The 19,159-nt window shown below is 64.3% G+C and carries 14 protein-coding genes; 2 read left to right on the forward strand and 12 right to left on the reverse strand.

Annotation, left to right across the window (positions count from 1 at the left end; genetic code table 11):
- Positions 1–3: 3 nt before the first annotated feature.
- From RBA41_RS32485 to RBA41_RS32500, 4 genes are all read right to left on the reverse strand, one after another.
- Positions 4–567, reverse strand: coding sequence for a hypothetical protein (locus tag RBA41_RS32485; protein ID WP_306628480.1), 564 nt, complete (start codon positions 565–567; stop codon positions 4–6).
- Positions 568–626: 59 nt separating this feature from the next.
- Positions 627–1,163, reverse strand: coding sequence for a tetratricopeptide repeat protein (locus tag RBA41_RS32490; RefSeq protein WP_306628481.1), 537 nt, complete (start codon positions 1,161–1,163; stop codon positions 627–629).
- A gap of 54 nt (positions 1,164–1,217) precedes the next feature.
- Positions 1,218–2,690: an APC family permease gene (locus tag RBA41_RS32495; protein WP_306628482.1), complete on the reverse strand. Its 1,473-nt coding sequence runs from the start codon at positions 2,688–2,690 to the stop codon at positions 1,218–1,220.
- 149 nt (positions 2,691–2,839) lie between these two features.
- On the reverse strand, positions 2,840–3,745 hold the full coding sequence (locus RBA41_RS32500; RefSeq protein ID WP_306628483.1) for a DUF2167 domain-containing protein: 906 nt from the start codon (positions 3,743–3,745) through the stop codon (positions 2,840–2,842).
- 153 nt (positions 3,746–3,898) lie between these two features.
- Between RBA41_RS32500 and RBA41_RS32505 the strand changes: the two genes are divergently transcribed.
- Positions 3,899–4,363 (forward strand): RrF2 family transcriptional regulator, encoded by a 465-nt coding sequence (locus RBA41_RS32505; RefSeq protein ID WP_306628484.1) that lies wholly within the window; start codon positions 3,899–3,901, stop codon positions 4,361–4,363.
- 87 nt (positions 4,364–4,450) lie between these two features.
- A complete protein-coding gene (locus RBA41_RS32510; RefSeq protein WP_306628485.1) occupies positions 4,451–5,647 on the forward strand; it encodes a globin domain-containing protein in 1,197 nt (398 codons plus the stop codon).
- A gap of 66 nt (positions 5,648–5,713) precedes the next feature.
- On the opposite strand, the gene RBA41_RS32515 is transcribed toward RBA41_RS32510, so the two are convergent.
- The 8 genes from RBA41_RS32515 to astC all read right to left on the reverse strand — a co-directional run bounded on the left by RBA41_RS32515 (position 5,714) and on the right by astC (position 18,956).
- Complete coding sequence (locus RBA41_RS32515; RefSeq protein ID WP_306628486.1) at positions 5,714–6,826, reverse strand: NADH:flavin oxidoreductase/NADH oxidase; 1,113 nt, start codon at positions 6,824–6,826, stop codon at positions 5,714–5,716.
- Between the two features lie 52 nt (positions 6,827–6,878).
- Positions 6,879–7,901: a succinylglutamate desuccinylase gene (locus RBA41_RS32520; protein WP_306628487.1), complete on the reverse strand. Its 1,023-nt coding sequence runs from the start codon at positions 7,899–7,901 to the stop codon at positions 6,879–6,881.
- Positions 7,902–12,611 (reverse strand): NAD-glutamate dehydrogenase domain-containing protein, encoded by a 4,710-nt coding sequence (locus RBA41_RS32525; protein WP_306628488.1) that lies wholly within the window; start codon positions 12,609–12,611, stop codon positions 7,902–7,904.
- Positions 12,612–12,738: 127 nt separating this feature from the next.
- Entirely contained in the window at positions 12,739–14,082 is a 1,344-nt protein-coding gene (gene astB, locus RBA41_RS32530) for an N-succinylarginine dihydrolase (protein WP_306628489.1), read from the reverse strand.
- An 8-nt stretch (positions 14,083–14,090) separates the two neighbouring features.
- Positions 14,091–15,560: a succinylglutamate-semialdehyde dehydrogenase gene (gene astD, locus RBA41_RS32535; RefSeq protein WP_306628490.1), complete on the reverse strand. Its 1,470-nt coding sequence runs from the start codon at positions 15,558–15,560 to the stop codon at positions 14,091–14,093.
- The gene (gene astA, locus RBA41_RS32540; protein WP_306628491.1) at positions 15,553–16,587 is read right to left on the reverse strand and encodes an arginine N-succinyltransferase; all 1,035 of its coding nucleotides are present in this window, start codon (positions 16,585–16,587) and stop codon (positions 15,553–15,555) included. The genes astD and astA (RBA41_RS32540) overlap by 8 nt, the downstream gene beginning before the upstream one ends.
- Before the next feature lie 11 nt (positions 16,588–16,598).
- The gene (astA, locus tag RBA41_RS32545; RefSeq protein ID WP_306628492.1) at positions 16,599–17,630 is read right to left on the reverse strand and encodes an arginine N-succinyltransferase; all 1,032 of its coding nucleotides are present in this window, start codon (positions 17,628–17,630) and stop codon (positions 16,599–16,601) included.
- A gap of 72 nt (positions 17,631–17,702) precedes the next feature.
- Positions 17,703–18,956 (reverse strand): acetylornithine/succinylornithine family transaminase, encoded by a 1,254-nt coding sequence (astC, locus tag RBA41_RS32550; protein ID WP_306628493.1) that lies wholly within the window; start codon positions 18,954–18,956, stop codon positions 17,703–17,705.
- Positions 18,957–19,159: the final 203 nt, after the last annotated feature.

Genomic DNA, 19,159 nt, shown 5'->3' on the forward strand with positions numbered 1-19,159 from the left:
GGGCTACTTGGGCTGCGACAGTTTGTATTGAATTTCTCTACCATTCTCATCCGTAACGCTGAGAATCTGGCCCAAAGTACTCAAAGGGTGCCCGGAAACTCGTGGCTTGCTCAGTTCCATCATGGCGGGAGAATCCTCGTCATCAGAAATAAGCAAAATACCGTTCTTAACCTTCCAGAAAAAAATCGGGGCTGCCAGGGCTTCTTTGGTACCGATGGTGGCGGCAACATAGCCGTCGGCATCGAAACGCAAACTCTGGACGCTGACAGGATCGATCAGCTCCAACCATTTCCCCGGAAGATTGATCGTCTCCCAATCGGTTTTTTGACCTTTTGTGTCGGCAGTGTTCAATCGATTCATTTCCTCACCAGAAACAATCGCCTTTTTGGCCGGCATGTTTTCCGAAGGCGAAGATGAACGGTCGCGGGACAACGGTTCCTCGACAGCGTGATTTGGCGGTGGCGCGTCAATATTTTCTGAGCGCGTACACCCCGCGAAAAGAAAGACTAAAAGTGGAAAAACTGATTGCAAGCGCATTTTTATCCCATAAGAACACAGGTTGAACATCGACGTGATTTCCCATCCCATGCGCAAAGTACAATTGTTATTTTATTGAGCAAGCTCGCTTAACAACCCGACGTTCTCGACGTTATATCGATCAGCGTCTGTGTCAGCTCCTCTGGCGTTGGATTCATCTCCTCATCACAGTATGTCATCGCTTCGCAAAAACGATGTACCGCTTCTTTGAGATTTTTCTCATCACCAATTTGCAACCTGCAGCACAGAATCAATTCTGCCACTTTGGCATCGCGCCAAGCTTGATCGAATGCGGAAAATTCCCTATCTCGAAATTTCAATAATATATCGAGGGCTAGTACGAATTGCCGTCGATCATAATAATGATGACCAAGGTAGAGAAGTGCATATTTGTGATCGGGATTAATCCGCAAGGCGTTACGCAAATGATGAACTACGTTTTCATTCCGTATTTCCGTATCCGCAGGATGCTGATACCATGCGTACCCGATTGCGTGTTGCACTTCGGCAGATTCCGCATCGCCTTGCGTCGAAAGAAATTTTATCGCCTGTTCAAGAAGGCTTACACGAACTTGCGGATCGGACGCGCATTCGGCATCTTCAATCGCTTGAAATGGATTAAACATCAGCCTTGCCGCTTCTGATCGGTGTCAGACCCGAAAAACGGGCAAGGCTGGCCGTCAGGCCGCGCTATCGTTCAGCCGCGAGTGGCGGATGCTATACGCGAAGTAGGTCAGCACCGCCACGCCCATCCAGATCGCGAAGACGGTGAACGTGGTCTTGGACAGATCCTTCATGATGTACATGCAGGCGCAGACGCTCAGGCCCGGCACCAGATACGGGCCGAACGGCACGCGGAAGCCCTTGACCAGCGATTCGCCCATCTTCTTGCGCATCACCGGCACCGCGATCGACACCACGATGAATGCCGTCAAGGTACCCATGCTGACCATGTCCCACAGGTAGGTCGAGTCGACGAAGCCGGCCACCAGCCCCACCACCAGGCACACGATCAGGGTATTGCTGACCGGCGACTGGGTGCGCGGGCTGACTTTCTGGAACGTTTTCGGAATCAGGCCATCCTTGCTGATCGCGTACAGGATCCGGGTCTGGCCGTAGATCGTCACCAGGGTCACGCTGAATACGGAAATGACGGCGCCGGCGGAGAGCACCAGCGCCGGCCAGGTCTTGCCTGTGACGTTCTGCAAGATCACCGCCAGACCCGCTTCCTGGCCTTCAAACATCTTGGCGGGCTGGGCGCCGAGGGCGGCAACCGCCACCAGCATATAAAACACGGTGACGATGCCGAGCGCCGCCAGGATGCCGATCGGCACGTTGCGGGTCGGGTTGCGCACTTCTTCACCGGCCGTGGCCACGGTGTCGAGGCCGATGAACGAGAAAAACACCGTGCCGGCGGCGGCCGTCACGCCGGCCATGCCGGCGAAGCCCTTGCTGTTATCGGTGTTGAAAAATGGCGTGAAGTTATTGATGTCGAAGCCGGAAAACGCGATTACCACGAAAAACACCAAAATCGCCAGCTTGACCAGCACCATGATCGCATTCGTCGTGGCCGATTCCTTGGTGCCGCGGATCAGCAGCAAGCCGCACATGATCACCAGCAAAATCGGCGGCAGGTTGATGTGCCCGGCCCGGATTTCCATGCCGTGCTCCCCGGAGACGAACATCGGCGTTCGCAGCATTTCCGGTATCTGCCAGCCGAAGGCATTGGTGAGGAAGTTGTTCAGGTAGGCCGACCAGCCGATGGCGGTGGCACTGGCCGCCAGGCCGTATTCGAGCAGCAGGCAGCCGGCCATGATGAAGGCGGCGAATTCGCCCACCGTGGCGTAGGCAAACGAATAGGACGAGCCGGACGCCGGAATGCGGAACGACAGTTCGGCGTAGCACAGCGCGGTCAGGCCGGCGGTGAGCGCGGCCAGCAGGAACGACAGCACGACCGAGGGACCGGCCTTGGGCACCGCCTCGACCATGGTGAAGAAGATGCCGGTGCCGATGGTGGCGCCGACGCCGATCATGGTCAGCGGGAACAATCCCATGGTGCGCGCCAGCCCCGTTCCTGCGTGCCCGGGCGGGGGGTTGGTCGTGCTACCGGCAGGTTTGGTACGGAACAGCTTCTGGCCCAGAGTTTGATTCACGGATTCGTCCCTTTTGTCGCGCTAGATGAATGGCAGCAGCGATTATAGGGGCTATTGCCATTTACTTATACACATCTTTTGCACGCGAAAAACCGGCTAGCCAGTCCGACAACGGCCCTGCCACACCTAGGCGTGGCAGGGCCGCCGCATCACTTGCTAAGATCGACTTTATCGTTGCGCTTGCCGCGGAAAAAGTTCCACGCCGCCATGCCCGCCGTGCCGAGGGCGATAAGGATCAGCTTCTTGAAGGCGAGCAGCAGGGCCAGCAGTTTGCCGAACAGGCCGAGCTTGGAGGCGACGCCGCCGGCGACCAGGGCCGCGAGACCGTATTCGGCCGCCTTGTCGGTGGCGGGGTTGTAGTCCGCGTAGCGGTTGCCCGGCGTGAAGTCGCTGAAGGCGGTGACCTTGCGCATTTCCTGGCGGATGCTGGCGATCTGGTCCATGGTTGCCACCGCGTTCAGCACCAGCACACCCTCACGGCCGAGCACGCGGATGTTGTAGTTGAGACTGTGTTCGTTTTCGCCCGCGATCGACAATTCCTTGGCCCAGAACATCTTGTGCGTGGCTTTTTCATAGCTGGGCTTCTCGGCCCAGCCGACCAGCTGCATCGCCGCGTAGCCCTGGGACTTGCGCTCGCTGTTTGCTTCCTGCGTCGCATCCTGCATGTCCTTGAGCAGCTCGTCGTACTTGATGGTGTCCGCGTCGCTGTCCTTGACGTGGCCGTCGCCTTCGTAGGTGACGATCACGCCCCAGCCATCCTTGCCCATCACCCCGCTGGCCGGCACGATCATGCCCAGGGTTTTGTGGCCGGGCGGATTGCCCCAGGCCTGCACCAGCACGCGTTCGGTGTCGGCCGGGGTGAGGTAGCGGAAGCTGTCCGGCAGGTTCAGCGTGGCCAGTCCGCCCGGCAGGTCGATCTTGCCGCTTTGCGGCGTGAGCGAGGCGACGAACTGCTCGACGCTGACGGCCTTGTCGTCGCCTGGCGCCTGGGCGTGGGCGCCGGTCATGCAGCCGAGCGCGAGCAGGAACAGGGCCAGGGAAAGGTGTTTGAACATGGCATTCTCATCTGTACATATGGGCAGGACATTCTACGTGGAAATTATTGTTAATGAAATAATTATTTCGCAAAAACAACACTGCGCGGGCATTTTAAATATGCATGCCAGATGCATCTTTGCTAGAATGCATGTCTTCTCATCGGAGTCTCCATGCGCCTCACCCGTTTTACCGACATTGGCCTGCGCGTCCTGATTTACCTGGCCCGTGCCGGGGAGCGGCGCGTGCCGGTGACGGTGGCCGAGGTCGCCGCCCAGTTCGAGTTGCCGGTCAACCATGTGGTCAAGGTGGTGGGCCACCTGGCGCGCGCCGGCTGGGTCAGCGCCACCCGCGGACGCAACGGCGGCCTGCGCCTGGCCGCCGATGCCGCCACCCTGTCCATCGGGACGGTGCTGCGCGAGCTGGAAGGCGACAGCGAACTGGTCGACTGCGAAGGCACCGGTTGCCGCCTGAGCGGCGACTGCCAGTTGCGGGCGGCGCTCAAGACCGGCATGGATGCCTTTTACGGCGCCATGGACAAGGTCACCCTGCGCCAGATCACCGAGGGAAATACGGGCGAGAAGATCGTGCGCATGCACAGGATGTTCCTCGATGAGGGCAAGGGCATCGCTGCCTGACACCGGCTATGGACACGGGCGCGTCGAGACGCGTCTTTTTTACGACATTAAAGTTGCATCTTTTATGCAACATATTGAAAGGATTTTATGATTTCTGCTGCTTCCCGTCCCTACATCGACGCCAGCGTCCCCGTGCTGCGCGAGCACGGCGTGGCCATCACCACCACGTTTTACCGCAACATGTTCGCAGAGCATCCCGAGCTGACCAAGCTGTTCAATATGGGCAACCAGGCGAGCGGCGCCCAGCAGCAGTCGCTCGCCTCGGCCGTGTTTGCCTACGCCGCCAACATCGGCGACCCGGGCGCACTGGCGCCGGTGATCGAACGCATCGTCCACAAGCATGTGTCGATCGGCATTCGCGCGGAACACTATCCGATCGTGGGGCGCCACCTGCTCGGCGCCATCGCCAGCACCCTGGGCGAGGCTGCCACGCCACCGCTGCTGGCGGCCTGGGACGAGGCCTATCACTCGCTGGCCGCGCTGTTCATCGAGGCCGAGCGCGCCATGTATGCCGAAGCCGGCATCTCCCCGGGCCAACGGCGCGCCATGCGCGTGACCGAGGTGACGCAAGAAAGCGCGGACGTGGTGTCGATCCGCATGACGCCGGAGGATGGCGCGCCGGTGGCAATCGGCAAGCCCGGGCAGTACCTGAGCGTGCAGGTCGACTTTGCCGACGGACATCGCCAGATTCGCCAGTACAGCCTGTCCGACACCACCCAGCCGGATAGCCTCCGTGTTTCGGTCAAGCGCGCGCCGGCCGGCGCCGGCACGCCGGCGGGGGAAGTGTCGAACTGGATTCACGATAACGTGCGCGTGGGCAGCGTGCTGCAAGTGTCGCCGCCGTTCGGCGACTTTGCCCCGGAGTGCGAATCGGACCAGCCGGTTGTACTGCTGTCGGCCGGGATCGGCATCACGCCGATGATCGCGGCCCTCAAGCGCATCGCCGAGGTCCATCCGCGCCGCCACGTGATTTTTGCGCACGCCGCCCGCAACGCGCAGCACCATGCGCACCAGCTTGACGTGGCCGCCGCGCGCAGCGTCATGCCCAATCTGCAGGTGGTCACGTTTTACGAAGAAGTAAGTGCTCACGACGATGCCGTCCTGACCGGATGGATGGATGTGACCTACCTGCCGGCCTGGCCGCGCCAGGAAGCGAATGTGTATATGTGCGGCCCGCTGCCGTTCATGCAGGCGCAGTGGCTGGCGCTGGTCGGCGCCGGCGTGCCGGTGACGCGCCTGCACCGTGAAGTGTTCGGGCCGGACATGCTCGATCATCTGTTGTAAGTCGCGCGGGCAGGCCGCTGCCGCGCGGCGGCGCCGCCGCAAGGCCGGCGGACAGTAAGCTAAACGCTAGCGCTGCCCGAGCGTGGTCGGCCCGAACAAGTCCTTGTACTCGCGCGGCTGCGAGCGCCAGTACTGGGGCGGCGCTTCCACCTGGGCACCCAGCTGCGCCGCCGCGTGCCACGGCCAGCGCGGATCGAACAGCATCGCGCGCGCCAGCGCCACCACGTCGGCGTCGCCGCGCGCGATGATGTCTTCGGCTTGCTGCGCCTCGGTGATCATGCCAACGCCGATGGTCGGCATGCCGGTCTCCTCGCGGATGCGGGCGGCAAAACCGATCTGATAAGACGGCCCCACCGGAATTTTCTGCAGCGGCGAAATGCCTCCGCTCGACACATGAATGAAATCGGCGCCGGCGGCGCTGAGCTCCTGCGAAAAGCGCACGCTCTGTTCCAGCTCCCAGCCGCCGTCGATCCAGTCGGTGGCCGATATGCGCACGCCCACCGCCATCGACGCCGGCACCGCCGCGCGCACGGCCGCGAACACTTCCAGCGGAAAGCGCATGCGGTTTTCCAGCGCCCCGCCGTAATGGTCATCGCGCTGGTTCGACAGCGGCGACAGGAACTGATGCAGCAGATAGCCGTGCGCCGCGTGCAGTTCGATCGCATCCAGTCCGAGCGCATGGCTGCGCTGCGCCGCCGCGACAAAAGCGTCGCACACGCGCGCCAGGCCATCCTCATCGAGCGCCAGAGGCACCGTTTCGCCATCCGCATGCGGCAGCGGCGATGGCGCCACCGTCTGCCAGCCGCCGTCGCCGATGGCGATATTCGCGCCGCCTTCCCACGGCACCATGGAGGACGCCTTGCGGCCCGCATGCGCGAGCTGGATCGCCAGGCGGATCGGCGCGTGGCGGCGCATGGCGGCCACGATGGGCGCCAGTGCGGCGGCATGGTCGTCGGACCAGATGCCCAGGTCTTTGGGAGAGATGCGTCCTTCGGGCGACACGGCGCTCGCCTCCAGGAACAGCAGGGCCGCCCCGGACAAGGCCAGGTGGCCCAGATGGATCATGTGCCAGTCGCTGGCCATGCCTTCGTCGGCGCAATACTGGCACATCGGCGCGATGGCGATGCGGTTGGCCAGCGTGAGCGGCCCCATGCTAAATGGTGTGAACAAGGTACTCATGGACTGCCCCGTGACGTTCATGCAAAAAACGATACGGGGCAAGCCATGCCGGCTAACGCGTCCGCACCACCATTAATCCGGCGCGCAGACCGACGCGCACATCCGGGTTCGGGAATACTACCAGCTCCTCCGGATGTTTGACGGCGTACACGATGTCGCCATCGGTGGCGATCACCTGCCCCTGCTTGAGCGCGGTGAAGTTCTGCGTGCCGCGGTCGAACGCCATCGTAAATGCGTCGCTATGCTTGATGATCTCCTGCGCCACATCGAACACGTGCGGTTCGACCTTGGGCCCGGCCGGACTGGCGCCGCGCAGCAGGTCGTCGAGCGCGGTGCCGACGTCCGCAAAGAGGCTCAAATCGTTCTGGCCCAGGGTACCGACCCGGCCCAGTTCCACCGTGCTTGCCGCCGCACCGTGAAACTCGGCCGAATAGTAACTGTACGTACCGGCCGACTGCGGATTCATGACAATGGCGCCGATGGCGGCCTGGCCGAGCCAGGCGACCAGCGCGCACTTGCCCTCTTCCGCGATCAGGTCGGGCACGATCGCAAACGTCGGGTACACCGATGGCCGGATCGCCGTATGCAGGTCGAGGTGCCAGCGATCCGGCCCGGCGCCCTCGAAGAACGCCACCGTGGCGGCGATCATGGTGTCGGCGCGCGCCGCTTCCGCCGCGCTGGCGAGCGAACCGCGCACCGGACGGAACATCCGGTTCAGGTCCGCATCGATGAAGCGCTTGCCGGCCGCGATGGCGTCGATATTGCCGACGCAGACCATCAGGTCCACCGCCAGCGCGTCCGGTCCCTGCGACAGTGCATCGAGCACGTACGCCAGCACTTCGATCGGGCCGGTTTCATCGCCATGCACGCCGACCGACACGATCACGCTGGCGCAGGCGGGTGCCTTGCCGGACTTGATCGTCACGATGCCGGGCGCCGGCTGCAGCACCGCGAAGCCGGCATCAAGGAAGCGCTTGGCCAGCACGCCGAAATCGGCGCCGGCCAGCGCGCGCACGGCGGCCGGAAGCGCTTGCGCGCCGCCCGCTGTTGCCGTTGGTGGAACGTAAGCGGTCATTTACGCCGCCACCGGCGCCGCGTTGGTCGCCTCGGACAAGGCCCACACGTCCAGCATCGCCTGTTCCAGGTCGGCCGCCGGTGCGTAGCCCGACAGGCCCATCGTGTTGGTCACCACTTCAACCGCTTCGAGGGTATCGCTGCCGTCGCTGGAACGGGCCAGCACTTGCTGCAACAGGCGCTGCTGGGTGCGGCGCAGTGCCTGCATCGCGTAGTTGCGCAGCTGCTCCTGCGATTTGCTGTGCGGCGACAGCTTCAGGCCGCGTTCGAGCGTGTCGATACCGGCCTGGCCGCGCAGCGCCATCCCCACCTGCAGGAATTGCGCCAGGCTCATGCCCGCGGGACGGTTGACCGACACCGCCGCGAACAGGAAAGTGGCCACCGCTTCGATCGCGTCGACCGCTTTCCAGGCTTGCGTGAACGACGCAGGCAGGGACACGAAAGCGTCGGCATCGGCGGTTGCCGGCATCAGCTGCTTGAGCATTTCCGGCTGCGCGAACAGGCGTGAGAGTTCTTCCATGCCGCCCGCGCCGCGCTGATGGTCGCCCGGCACCGACAGCACGCCTTCGACCACCGCCTTGAACAGCACGCGGGTGCGCGCATCGACCTTGATCGAGACGGCGCGCGGCACGCTCAGCGCGTCCGCATCCAGGGCTGCGAAGATCGGCGCCAGGTGCAGCGCGGACCACGACTGGCCCCAGGCCTTGACCACCTCGGTCTCGTCGACCTGGTGGGCGGTGGCGAGGTCGCGGATCATCAACGGACCGCAGCGGTTGACCGATTCATTGGCCAGCACGGTCGCCAGGATCGCATTGGCCAGCGGGTGCGCCAGTGCGTTACGGGTGGCGACCAGCTGCGCCGGGAAGTAAGGCTTGAGCACCGACTCGGCCCAGCTCAATTCCGTCAGCGGCAGCGCGGCCAGCAGGCGCTTGAAGCGGTTCTTGACGTTGGCAATCACCACCGCCAGTTCCGGCGCGGTCAATCCTGCGCCCAGCGCTTTACGGCGCTGCAGTTCGGCGTCGGTCGGCAACTGTTCCAGTTCGCGCGAGAGCGCACCTTCAGCCTCCAGGCTGGTGATCAGGGCGGCGTAACCGTCCACCACCGCAGGGTCGGCCTGGGCCTGCACTTCGCGCACCAGCAGGTGGGTTTGCAGGGTGTTGTCGCGCAGGACCAGGTCTTCGATGTCCAGGGTCATTTCGTTCAGGATGCGGTTGCGGTCCGCTTCCGGCAACTCACCGGCGTTCACTTCCGTGTCGAGCCAGATCTTGACGTTCACTTCATGGTCCGAGCAATCCACGCCGGCCGAGTTGTCGATCGCATCGGTAAAGATACGGCCGCCGGCCAGGGCGAATTCGATACGGCCGTTCTGGGTCGCGCCCAGGTTACCGCCTTCGGACACCACCTTGCAGCGCAGCTGGTTGCCGTCGACGCGGATATTGTCGTTGGCGCGGTCCTTGACCTGCGCGTGGGTTTCGGTCGATGCCTTGATGTAGGTACCGATACCGCCGTTGTAGAACAGGTCCACTGGCGCGAGCAGGATGCGGTGCATCAGTTCTTCAGGCGGCAGCACGGTTTCGGCGATGTCGAGCGCGGCGCGCACTTGGGGCGAGAGCTCGATCGAACGGGCGCTGCGCGGGAACACGCCGCCGCCCGCCGAAATCAGGTCCTTGTTGTAGTCTTCCCACGACGAGCGTGGCAGCGCGAACATGCGCTCGCGCTCGGCGAACGAGGTGACGACGTCCGGTGCCGGGTCGAGGAAGATGTGGCGGTGGTCGAACGCGGCCAGCACTTTCAGCTGGCGCGACAGCAGCACGCCGTTGCCGAACACGTCGCCCGACATGTCGCCCACGCCGACCATGGTGATCGGGGTGGTGTTCATGTCGTGGTCCATCTCGTAGAAGTGGCGCTTGACGGCTTCGAACGCGCCCTTGGCGGTGATGCCCATTTTCTTGTGGTCGTAACCGTTCGAGCCGCCCGACGCAAACGCGTCGCCCAGCCAGAAGCCGCGCTTCACAGCGATGCTGTTGGCGATGTCCGAAAAAGTAGCGGTGCCCTTGTCGGCGGCCACCACCAGGTACGGATCGTCCTGGTCGTAGCGTACCGTGTCCGCTGGCGGCACGATGGCGCCACGCACGCGGTTATCGGTCACTTCCAGCAGGCTGGAAATGAACAGGCGGTAGACTGCTTCGCCTTCAGCGGCGATGGTCTCGCGCACGGCGTCCTTCGGCATCTGCTTGCAGACAAAACCGCCCTTGGAACCGGCCGGCACGATGACCGCGTTCTTGACCATCTGCGCCTTGACCAGGCCCAGCACTTCGGTACGGTAGTCTTCCATCCGGTCCGACCAGCGCAAGCCGCCACGGGCCACAGGGCCGCCGCGCAGGTGCACGCCTTCGAAGCGGCGCGAGAACACATAGATCTCGCGGTAGGGACGCGGTTCCGGCACCAGCGCCAGGCTGCTGGTGTCGAACTTGAAGATGATCTTGTCGCCTTGCTGATCGTTCTGGAAGTAGTTGGTACGCACGGTGGCCAGGATCAGGTCGACCAGGGCGGCGACGATTTCCTCGGTGTCGGCGTGGTTGACGGTGGCAAGGCTGGTCTTGATGGCGGCGATGCGTTCCGCCGCGGCCAGGCGCTGCTCTTGCGGCACGGACGGATCGAAACGCTGGCGGAAGCCTTCGACCAGTTCCTTGACCAGCACCGGCTGGCGGCGCAGGGTGTCGGCCATGTAGCGCACCGAGAACTTGCTGCCGGTCTGGCGCCAGTAGCTGATGTAGGCGCGGATCAGCTGCACTTCGCGCATGCGCAAGCCGCCTTCGATCACCAGGCCGTTCATGCGGCCGTCTTCGGCTTCATTGTTGAACAGCGAGGCAAACAGTTCCTGCGCCACGGCCACGACGTTCGGCATGGCCAGCTTGGCCGCGCTTTCGGCGTCGACCGCCAGGCTGGTAACGAAATGGCGGCTGCCGTCGGCAACGGCGATCGCGTAAGTCTGCTCGCGGTCGATGGCAACGCCGGCGTTATGCAGCGCCGGCAGGATGCGCGACAGCGACGGCACGCCGTCCACCGAGTACAGGCGGATGGTGGCGCTGCCGGCGTCGTCCGATTCCACGCGCACCGACACGCGGCCGGCGTGGCCGTTGTGGAGGATGGCATTGAGGTCGCGGAAGGCGACGGCCGGCGCGGTGGCGCTGACGTAGTTGACCGGCAGGGTCGAGCACAGTTTGCGCAGGGTGCTGCGGGTCGGCACATCGAACACGTTATCGGTCAGGGCGGCGAACTTGTCGTGCCAGCCATCGAGCACCGACAGGAGCGGCTGCTGGATATCGGTTTCGAGGTCGAGCGGATTGCGCGCGGCGTGGGCGATCAGGTACACGCGGGCCAGCGGGCCGTCGGCCACCAGGGTTTGCGAACGCACGTCGGTCGCGCCCGAGCTTTCTTTCAATGCGTGGGCCAGGCTGGCGGCGACGCTGGCGCTGTAACGCTCGCGCGGCATGTAGACCAGCACGTTCAGGTGGCGCGCGTAGACGTCGCGGCGCGCAAACACTTTGGCGCGCGGCTGCTTGTACAGCGACACGACCGAACTGCACACCTGCGACAGCCATTCCGGATCGGCTTCCAGCGCTTCGGTGCGCGGCAGCGATTCGAGGATTTCGAGGAATTTCTCGGCGCGGAAGCCTTCCTGGCGCACGCCGGCCAGGCTCAGGACCTTGGCCACGCGGCCGCGCGCGAACGGCAGGCGCGCCAGCGGGGTGGCGGTAGCGGCGCGGGTGAACAGGCCGACGAAGCAATGCTCGCCGCGGATATTGCCCTGTGCGTCGGTATCGCGCACGCCGATGAAGTCGAGCGGCTGGTCGCGGTGCAGCGTGCCTTCGACGTCGGCCTTGACGATCGACAGCGCGTCGGGGCGCTTGGACAGGGTGTCGAAGTCGCCCGGGATGTTGGCCAGGCAGGTGCCGTAGACCGGGTGCGAGGTATCCTGCAGCACGCCGATGCGGCTCGGGATATCGCGTTCGAGTTCGCGCTCGCCGGCCTTGACGACATAGTAGGCATAGCCGAACGGCTCGAAGCCTTCGTTCTTGGCCCACTCCAGGAAGGCAGCGACTTCCTGGCCTTCGGTGCCGTTGGCGGCAGCCGCCGCGGCCACCGCGGTCAGGCGGTCGCCCATCGCAACGGAATCGCGGCGCACCACGGCGGCGTCGCGCGCCACCATGTGCAGCTTGGCGACCAGCGCCGCCAGTTCGTCGGCGCCCAGGTCTTCGGCCAGCAGGCACAGGACCACGGATTCGAGCGGTGCGCCGGCTTCGCCGACGGCGACCGCGGTGCCATTGGCATCACGGCGCACGGCCAGCACCGAATTCATCACGCCATTGACGGCCACGCGCTGCTTGCGCATCGCCATGACAATCGAATCGACCAGGTAAGGCATGTCGTCGTTGAGGACCAGCAGGGCCGTCGCTTGCGCGCCGCGGCCGTCGGAGTAGCGCAGCTGAGCGATCTGGCAGCCGGCGGCGGTGCGCCGTGCAGCTTGCGTAAAGCCGTCGCGCAGGACCGGGGCCAGGCTGTCCGGCGACGTGCCCGCGAGGTCTTCGTCGTCGAGCGAACCGAGCCAGGCGCTGATCAGGGCCGACACCTGGCCGTCATCGGCAGGCTGGCTCGCAGTGATCAGGTCGAGCGTCTGTTTACGCAAATCTTGTGGCATCTGTTTCATCGTTGCTTCTCCGTTGCTTGGTTTGTATTTCTATCGGTCCGGCGCCAGCTTGTGGCGGCGCGTTCGCGATTTGCAGGTAGGCGGGTTTACCCGCCCAAATATGGGGCACCGTCCGGCTGGCGGTATTCTACGTCAGGTCGTACAGGCCGGGCAGTCCCAGGATGCGGCTCAATTCCTCCAGTGCGGCGCTGCATTCAAGCGCCAGCTGGGGATCGGCCAGGTCTTTCGGTTCAAGGTGATCGCGGTAGTATTTACCGACCCACGCGACCAGCGTGTCGTACAGCGCCCCGGTCATGATCACGCCCTGGTGCATGGCCGCCGCTTCCGCCGCGGTGAGCGCCACCCGCAGGCGCAGGCAGGCAGGCCCGCCGCCGTTGCGCATGCTCTGGCGCAGGTCGAAGTGAATCAGCTCGTCGACCGGGCCGCCGCTGGCGACCAGTTCTTCGAGGTAGCGCGCCACGGCGCGGTTTTCCTGGCATTCCTGGGGAATGACCAGCGCCATGCTGCCGTCAGGCTTGGTGAGCAGCTGGCTGTTGAACAGGTAGCTGGCCACCGCATCGCCCACCGGCACCACCTGGCTCGCCACGCGGATCGCCGTCAGTTCGGTCTCGACGCCGGCCAATGCATTCCTCAGCGCGTTCAATACCGCGCCTTCGTCGTGGAAGGCTTGCTCGTGATAGAACAGCACATTGCCGTTACCGACCGCGATGACGTCGTTGTGGAACACGCCCTGGTCGATCACGTCCGGATTCTGCGAGGCGAACACGGTGCGCGCCGAGTCCAGCCCGTGCAGGCGCGCGATCGCTTGCGACGCTTCCAGGGTCTGGCGTGCCGGGTACTTTTTAGGCGCCGGCGCGGACGGATCGAACTCCACCCGGCCGTAGGTGAAGAACTCGACGCCCTTGCCGCCGTGGTTGGCGCAAAAACGCGTGTGGTTGGCCGCACCTTCGTCGCCAAAGGCCGACGTTGGCGGCAGCGCTTCGTGCACAGCGAAATGGCGCTCGTCGGCGAACAGCGCGCGCAGGGTGCGGGTCGACTGCAGGTGCTCTTCCGAGCGGTGCAGCTTGTTATTCAGGTTGGCGGCCGTGAAATGCGCGCGGCCATCGAACGTATCCGCCGACGGGCTGACCGTGGCCGCATTGGCGGTCCACATGGGCGAGGCCGAATAGGCGCAGGCCAGGATGACGGGCGACTCGCGGTAGGCGCGCGCCAGCACCTCGGCGTCGGTCCCGCTAAAACCGATGCGGCGCAGCAGGCGGAAGTTGGGACGCGCCTGCGGCGGCATGACCGCCTGCGCGAAACCGCGCGCGGCCAGTTCGCGCATCTTGGCCAAGCCTTGCAAGGCCGCCTCGCGCGGGTTCGACGCGCTCTTCACATTGCTGAAGGAAGCGACGTTGCCGAACGAAAGGCCGGCGTAGTTATGGCTCGGCCCGACCAGGCCGTCGAAGTTGAATTCGCGTGCGCTCTGCATGGTGGATCCTAGAAAGTGAGACCGGGCGACAGCTTGGCCGGCATGTCAAGTTCGCTCGTTTCGATCGAGGCGACCGGATAAGCGCAATAGTCGGCCGCGTAGTAGGCGCTCGGGCGATGGTTGCCCGACTTGCCCACGCCGCCGAACGGTGCGCTGCTGGCAGCTCCCGTGGTCGGGCGGTTCCAGTTGACGATGCCGGCGCGCGCCTGCACCGAGAACTGCTTCCACAGCGCTTCGTCGTTCGACAGCAGCGCCGCGGCCAGACCGAATTCGGTAGCGTTGGCGACCTTCACGGCGCTGGCGAAATCCTTGACGCGGATGATCTGCAGCAGCGGGCCGAACCACTCTTCGTCCGGGATGCCGGTGGCGTTGGTGACATCGACGATGCCGGCCGTGACGAAACCGGCGTTCGGGTCGAGCTGCTTCATTTGCAGCAGCACGGTGCCGCCCTTGGCGGCCATGTCGGCCTGCGCCTGTACCAGGCGTGCCGCCACGGCGCTCGACACCACAGGGCCCATGAACGGCTGCGGTTCGGCGTTGGACGCGCCCACGGTCAAGGTGGATGCGACTTCGACCAGGCGCTTCACAAAAGCGTCGCCGGCCGGGCTGTCCTGCACCACCAGGCGGCGCGCGCAGGTGCAGCGCTGGCCGGCCGAGATAAACGCGGACATGACGGCGTGGTGCACGGCGGCGTCGACCTCTTTCACGTCCCACACCACCAGCGGATTGTTCCCGCCCATTTCCAGCGCCAGCATCTTGCCCGGCTGGCCGCCGAACTGCTTGTGCAGCGCGACGCCGGTCTGGCAGCTGCCGGTAAACAGCACGCCGTCGAGGCCCGCATCCTGGCCCAGCGCGACGCCGGTATTGCGCCCGCCGTTGACCAGGTTGATCACGCCGGCCGGCAAGCCGGCCTGCTGCCACAGCTGCACGGTCTTGATGGCCGTGCGCGGTGCGTACTCGCTCGGCTTGAACACCACCGTGTTACCGGCGATGAGGGCCGGGACGATATGCCCGTTCGGCAGGTGGCCGGGGAAGTTGTAGGGTCCGAACACGCCGAACACGCCATGCGGGCGGTGACGCAGCACGGCATTGCCGTCGGCGACCTTGGCCGCCACTTCACCGGTGCGCGCACCGTAAGCCTGGACCGAGATATCGACCTTGTTGGCCATGGTGGCCACTTCGGTGCGGGCTTCCCACAGCGGCTTGCCGACTTCTTCGGCGATGGTTTGCGCCAGGTCTTCGGCATTGGCCTTGAGCAGGTCGCGGAAACGGCCGCACAGGGCGATACGATCCTCAAGCGGGGTCAAGGCCCAGGCGTCGAAAGCGGCGCGTGCGGATTGCACGGCGCGCGCCACGTCCTCGGCGGTCGACTCCAGGCTGCGCCAGGTCTGCTTGCCGGTGGAGGGATCGATGGTGACAAGTTCGGCGCCGCTGCCGGCCAGCCACTCGCCGTTAATGAAGTTACTCAGGTCAGACATGGACATTTTTCCTTACATTGAGTGACAGCGTGCGAACCGTGTCGCCGCCTTGGCAATGCAGCAGCGCCTGTTCGTCCGGCGTCAGGGCGAGCTTGCCCGAGACCGGATTGGCGTGTGCGACGATCATGCGAAAATCATTGAGCTTCGTGTTCGAGACCAGCAGCGGATCGGTGTCCGTCGGGGTGGCATCCGCATCGACCGTGGCCACCGCGCTGTCGCGCATGGCGCGCAGTTCCGACACGCGTGCCTGCAGCACCGGGCCGGCGTCGAAGATGTCGACGTAGCCTTCGAAGTGCATGCCTTCCTGCTCCAGCAGGCGGCGCGCGGGCGCGGTCGACAGGTGCACCTTGCCGATCACTTCCTGCGCCGATTCGGGCAGGTAGGCCACATACAGCGGCTGGCGCGGCATCAGTTCGGCGATGAAGGACTTCTTGCCCATCGCCGTCAGATGGTCGACGTGGTTGAAATCCATCTTGAAGAAGTGGCGCCCCAGGCCTTCGTAAAACGGCGAGCTGCCATCTTCCGCCTGGTAGCCGCGCATTTCGGCGATCAGCTTGGCCGTAAACAGGTGCGGGAACTGGGCGATGAACAGGAAACGGCTCTTCGAGAGCCACTTGCCGTTGTTCCCGCTGCGGTAATCCGGATGCAGGAACAGCGAACACAGTTCGGTGGCGCCGGTCAGGTCGTTCGACAGGTACAGCGTGTCCATGCGCGTGAACACATCGAGTTCGCGGCTGGAGTGGACCAGGGTGCCGATGCGGTAGTTATAGAACGGCTCATCGAGGCCGACCGCGCCCTTGATCGCGCACACGCCGGCCAGGCGCCCGCTGGTGGTGTCTTCCATCACGAACATGTAGTCGCGCTGTTCGGGCGGGATGGTCTCGGCAAACGAGGCCACGGCCACCGAGATGCGGTCGCCCAGCATCTTGCGGTCCGGCTTGAGCGTCGTCATGCCGCTGCCGACCTGGTGCGCCAGTTCGATCAGGGCATCCAGATCGGACGCGTGAATTGCGCGTACAACTAGCATAGGGTTCTCTTTCAGATTCTGACGCAAATGACGTTATCGCCCGGGGCTACCATCAGCGCATCCTGCGCGTCCTGCGGCAGGGATACGGTGTCGCTGCCTTCGGCGGACGGGCACGAGACGGTGATGGCGCGGAAGTTCTGCTCGTTGCTGGCGGCGACCGCGTAGGTCACCGGCGGCTCGGACGACATGCCCGTATCGAGCGGCGCCACGCGGCGCAGCATCGAACCGGCAAACGTGCGCAGCGCGTTCTTGTGGGCCTGCAGGATCGGGCCGCCGTCGAAAATATCGATGTAGTCGTCGGCCTCGAAGCCTTCCTCGGTCAGCAGGCTGAAAGCGAGTTCGCCGTCGCCGTGGATCTGGCCCATGGCCGCCTGGGCGTCGCCCGGCAGCAGCGGCACGTACACCGGATAGTGCGGCATCAGCTCGACGATCAGCGTGCGGTTGCGCGCGCCGCCGATGACCCGTTCGGCCTCGAGGAAATCCATCTTGAAGAATTTGCGGCCCAGCGCTTCCCAGAACGGCGACTGGCCGTTCTTGTCGGTGATGCCGGCCAGCGGCACGAAGAAGCGGTCGCCGAAACGGTGCGGCGCGAGCACCGCGAACAGCAGGCGCGCGCGCGACAGCAGGGCCGCCTCCAGGCCCGCCGTGCTGCGGTTGGCCACGTAAAAGCCGGACAGCTGGGAGTAGGCGGTCAATTCCGAGCAGAGCGTGAGCGCATGCACGCTGTGGCTGATATTGAGGTCGCGCGAGACCTGCTGGATGACGTCGTTACGGAATGAAAAATAGGTGCCGTTGGAGCCGGCCGACGCGAAGATGGCGGCGGTGCCGACGATGGCGCGGGTGGCCTGCTGTTCGAGCACGAAGAGGTACGACTCCTCGCTCGGGATGTCGACATGGGCGGCAAAGGAAGCGATCGAACGCTCGACCGAGGCGGCGATTTTCTCGCGCGTCTTCGGCAGGGTATGCACGCCCGGCATCGTCACTGCTGCCAACGTTTCGAGGGCGTCGATATCCGACAGTTCAACCGGACGGACAACAAACATGTGAATTCCCTTTATAGGCAAAGCGTGCCGCGGCCGGCCGCGGCGAGTGCCGGGCCGGCCGTGTAAAGCTGATTACTTGGCGGGAGCCGCGTTGAGCATGCCGTCGACGGCGGCGCGCAGGATGCGGTCGGCTTCGTCGATCTGTTCGTCGGTGACGATCAGCGCGGGCGCGAAACGCACCACGTCGGTGCCGGCGATGAGCAGCATCAGGCCGAGCGCTTCGGCGGCCTTGGTGATGTCTTTCGCGCGGCCCTTGAACGCTTCCGCGACCGGCAGGCCGATGAGAAGGCCGCTGCCGCGCACTTCGCCGAATACTTGCGGGTAATCGGCGGCCAGTTTGCGCAGGTTGGCGAAGATCTTGTCCGACGCTTGCTTGACGCGTGCCAGGAAGGCTGGCTGGTTGATCGTTTCGATCACGTTCAGCGCCACGGTGGCGGCCAGCGGATTGCCGCCGTAGGTGGTGCCGTGCGAACCGACGCCGAAGTGGGCTGCGATGTCGTGCGTGGTCAGCATGGCGCCGATCGGGTAGCCGTTGCCGAGTGCCTTGGCGCTGGTCAGGATGTCGGGCGTGACGCCCTTGTCCATGTACGCGTACAGGGCGCCGGTGCGGCCCACGCCCGATTGCACTTCGTCGAAAATGAGCAGGGCGCCGGTTTTGTCGCACAGTTCGCGCAGCACTTTCAGGTAGGCCGGATCGCCTGGAATGACGCCGCCTTCGCCCTGGATCGGCTCGACGATGACCGCGCACACATCATCGCCGATGGCGGCGCGGGCCGCTTCGATATCGTTGTACGGAATGTGCTTGATCTCTTGCGGCAGCGGCTCGAAGCCTTCGGTGTATTTCGGCTGGCCGCCGACCGAGACGGTAAACAGCGTGCGGCCGTGGAACGACGACAGGCACGAGATGATGCGCGACTTGTGCGGGCCGAATTTGGTGTGGGCGTACTTACGCGCCAGCTTCAGGGCGCCTTCGTTCGCTTCCGCGCCGGAATTGCAGAAGAAAGCGCGGTCGGCGAAGGTCGCTTCGGTCAGGGCCAGGGCCAGGCGCAGGACCGGCTCGTTGGTGTAGCCATTGCCGAGGTGCCAGACGTTGTTGAGCTGAGCGGTCAGGGCGGCGACCAGGGTCGGATTGCAATGGCCGAGGCTGGAGACGGCGATGCCGGAGGTGAAATCGAGGTAATGCTTGCCGTTCTGGTCCCACAGATCGAGGCCGGCGGCGCGCACGGGCACCATGGCGGCGGGCGCGTAGGTGGGGACGAGGACGTCGTCGAAGGTTTGTCTGGTCACCGGCCGCGTGGTTGCACCCGTTTCAAGCTTTGCGTTCATGGCATTCCTCATCCAATGTTAGTAGGGCGTACCAGGGCGAAACCGCTGGACACGTCGGACCATTATAAGAAGAGCAGCAGCAAACATCTTTTGAATACGCGACAAGCATTTTCATTTTTGCTCGCCGCCAAAACTTTCTTAACCGGGGTCAGACCTTAATGCCGTTAAGTTAAGCCCTTGACTGTCGCTTCTTGTAAACAAGT

This window comes from Massilia scottii (genome assembly GCF_030846495.1).
GTDB lineage: Bacteria > Pseudomonadota > Gammaproteobacteria > Burkholderiales > Burkholderiaceae_D > Telluria_A > Telluria_A violaceinigra.

Excerpts from the sequence above, each read along its gene's own strand:
- astA (WP_306628492.1), bottom strand. The coding sequence starts at position 17,630 with ATGTTTGTTGTCCGTCCGGTTGAACTGTCGGATATCGACGCCCTCGAA.
- RBA41_RS32485 (WP_306628480.1), bottom strand. The coding sequence starts at position 567 with ATGTTCAACCTGTGTTCTTATGGGATAAAAATGCGCTTGCAATCAGTT.
- RBA41_RS32500 (WP_306628483.1), bottom strand. The coding sequence starts at position 3,745 with ATGTTCAAACACCTTTCCCTGGCCCTGTTCCTGCTCGCGCTCGGCTGC.
- RBA41_RS32505 (WP_306628484.1), top strand. The coding sequence starts at position 3,899 with ATGCGCCTCACCCGTTTTACCGACATTGGCCTGCGCGTCCTGATTTAC.
- RBA41_RS32520 (WP_306628487.1), bottom strand. The coding sequence starts at position 7,901 with ATGACCGCTTACGTTCCACCAACGGCAACAGCGGGCGGCGCGCAAGCG.
- astA (WP_306628491.1), bottom strand. The coding sequence starts at position 16,587 with ATGCTAGTTGTACGCGCAATTCACGCGTCCGATCTGGATGCCCTGATC.
- RBA41_RS32525 (WP_306628488.1), bottom strand. The coding sequence starts at position 12,611 with ATGAAACAGATGCCACAAGATTTGCGTAAACAGACGCTCGACCTGATC.
- astC (WP_306628493.1), bottom strand. The coding sequence starts at position 18,956 with ATGAACGCAAAGCTTGAAACGGGTGCAACCACGCGGCCGGTGACCAGA.
- RBA41_RS32490 (WP_306628481.1), bottom strand. The coding sequence starts at position 1,163 with ATGTTTAATCCATTTCAAGCGATTGAAGATGCCGAATGCGCGTCCGAT.
- astD (WP_306628490.1), bottom strand. The coding sequence starts at position 15,560 with ATGTCTGACCTGAGTAACTTCATTAACGGCGAGTGGCTGGCCGGCAGC.
- RBA41_RS32515 (WP_306628486.1), bottom strand. The coding sequence starts at position 6,826 with ATGAGTACCTTGTTCACACCATTTAGCATGGGGCCGCTCACGCTGGCC.
- RBA41_RS32510 (WP_306628485.1), top strand. The coding sequence starts at position 4,451 with ATGATTTCTGCTGCTTCCCGTCCCTACATCGACGCCAGCGTCCCCGTG.
- astB (WP_306628489.1), bottom strand. The coding sequence starts at position 14,082 with ATGCAGAGCGCACGCGAATTCAACTTCGACGGCCTGGTCGGGCCGAGC.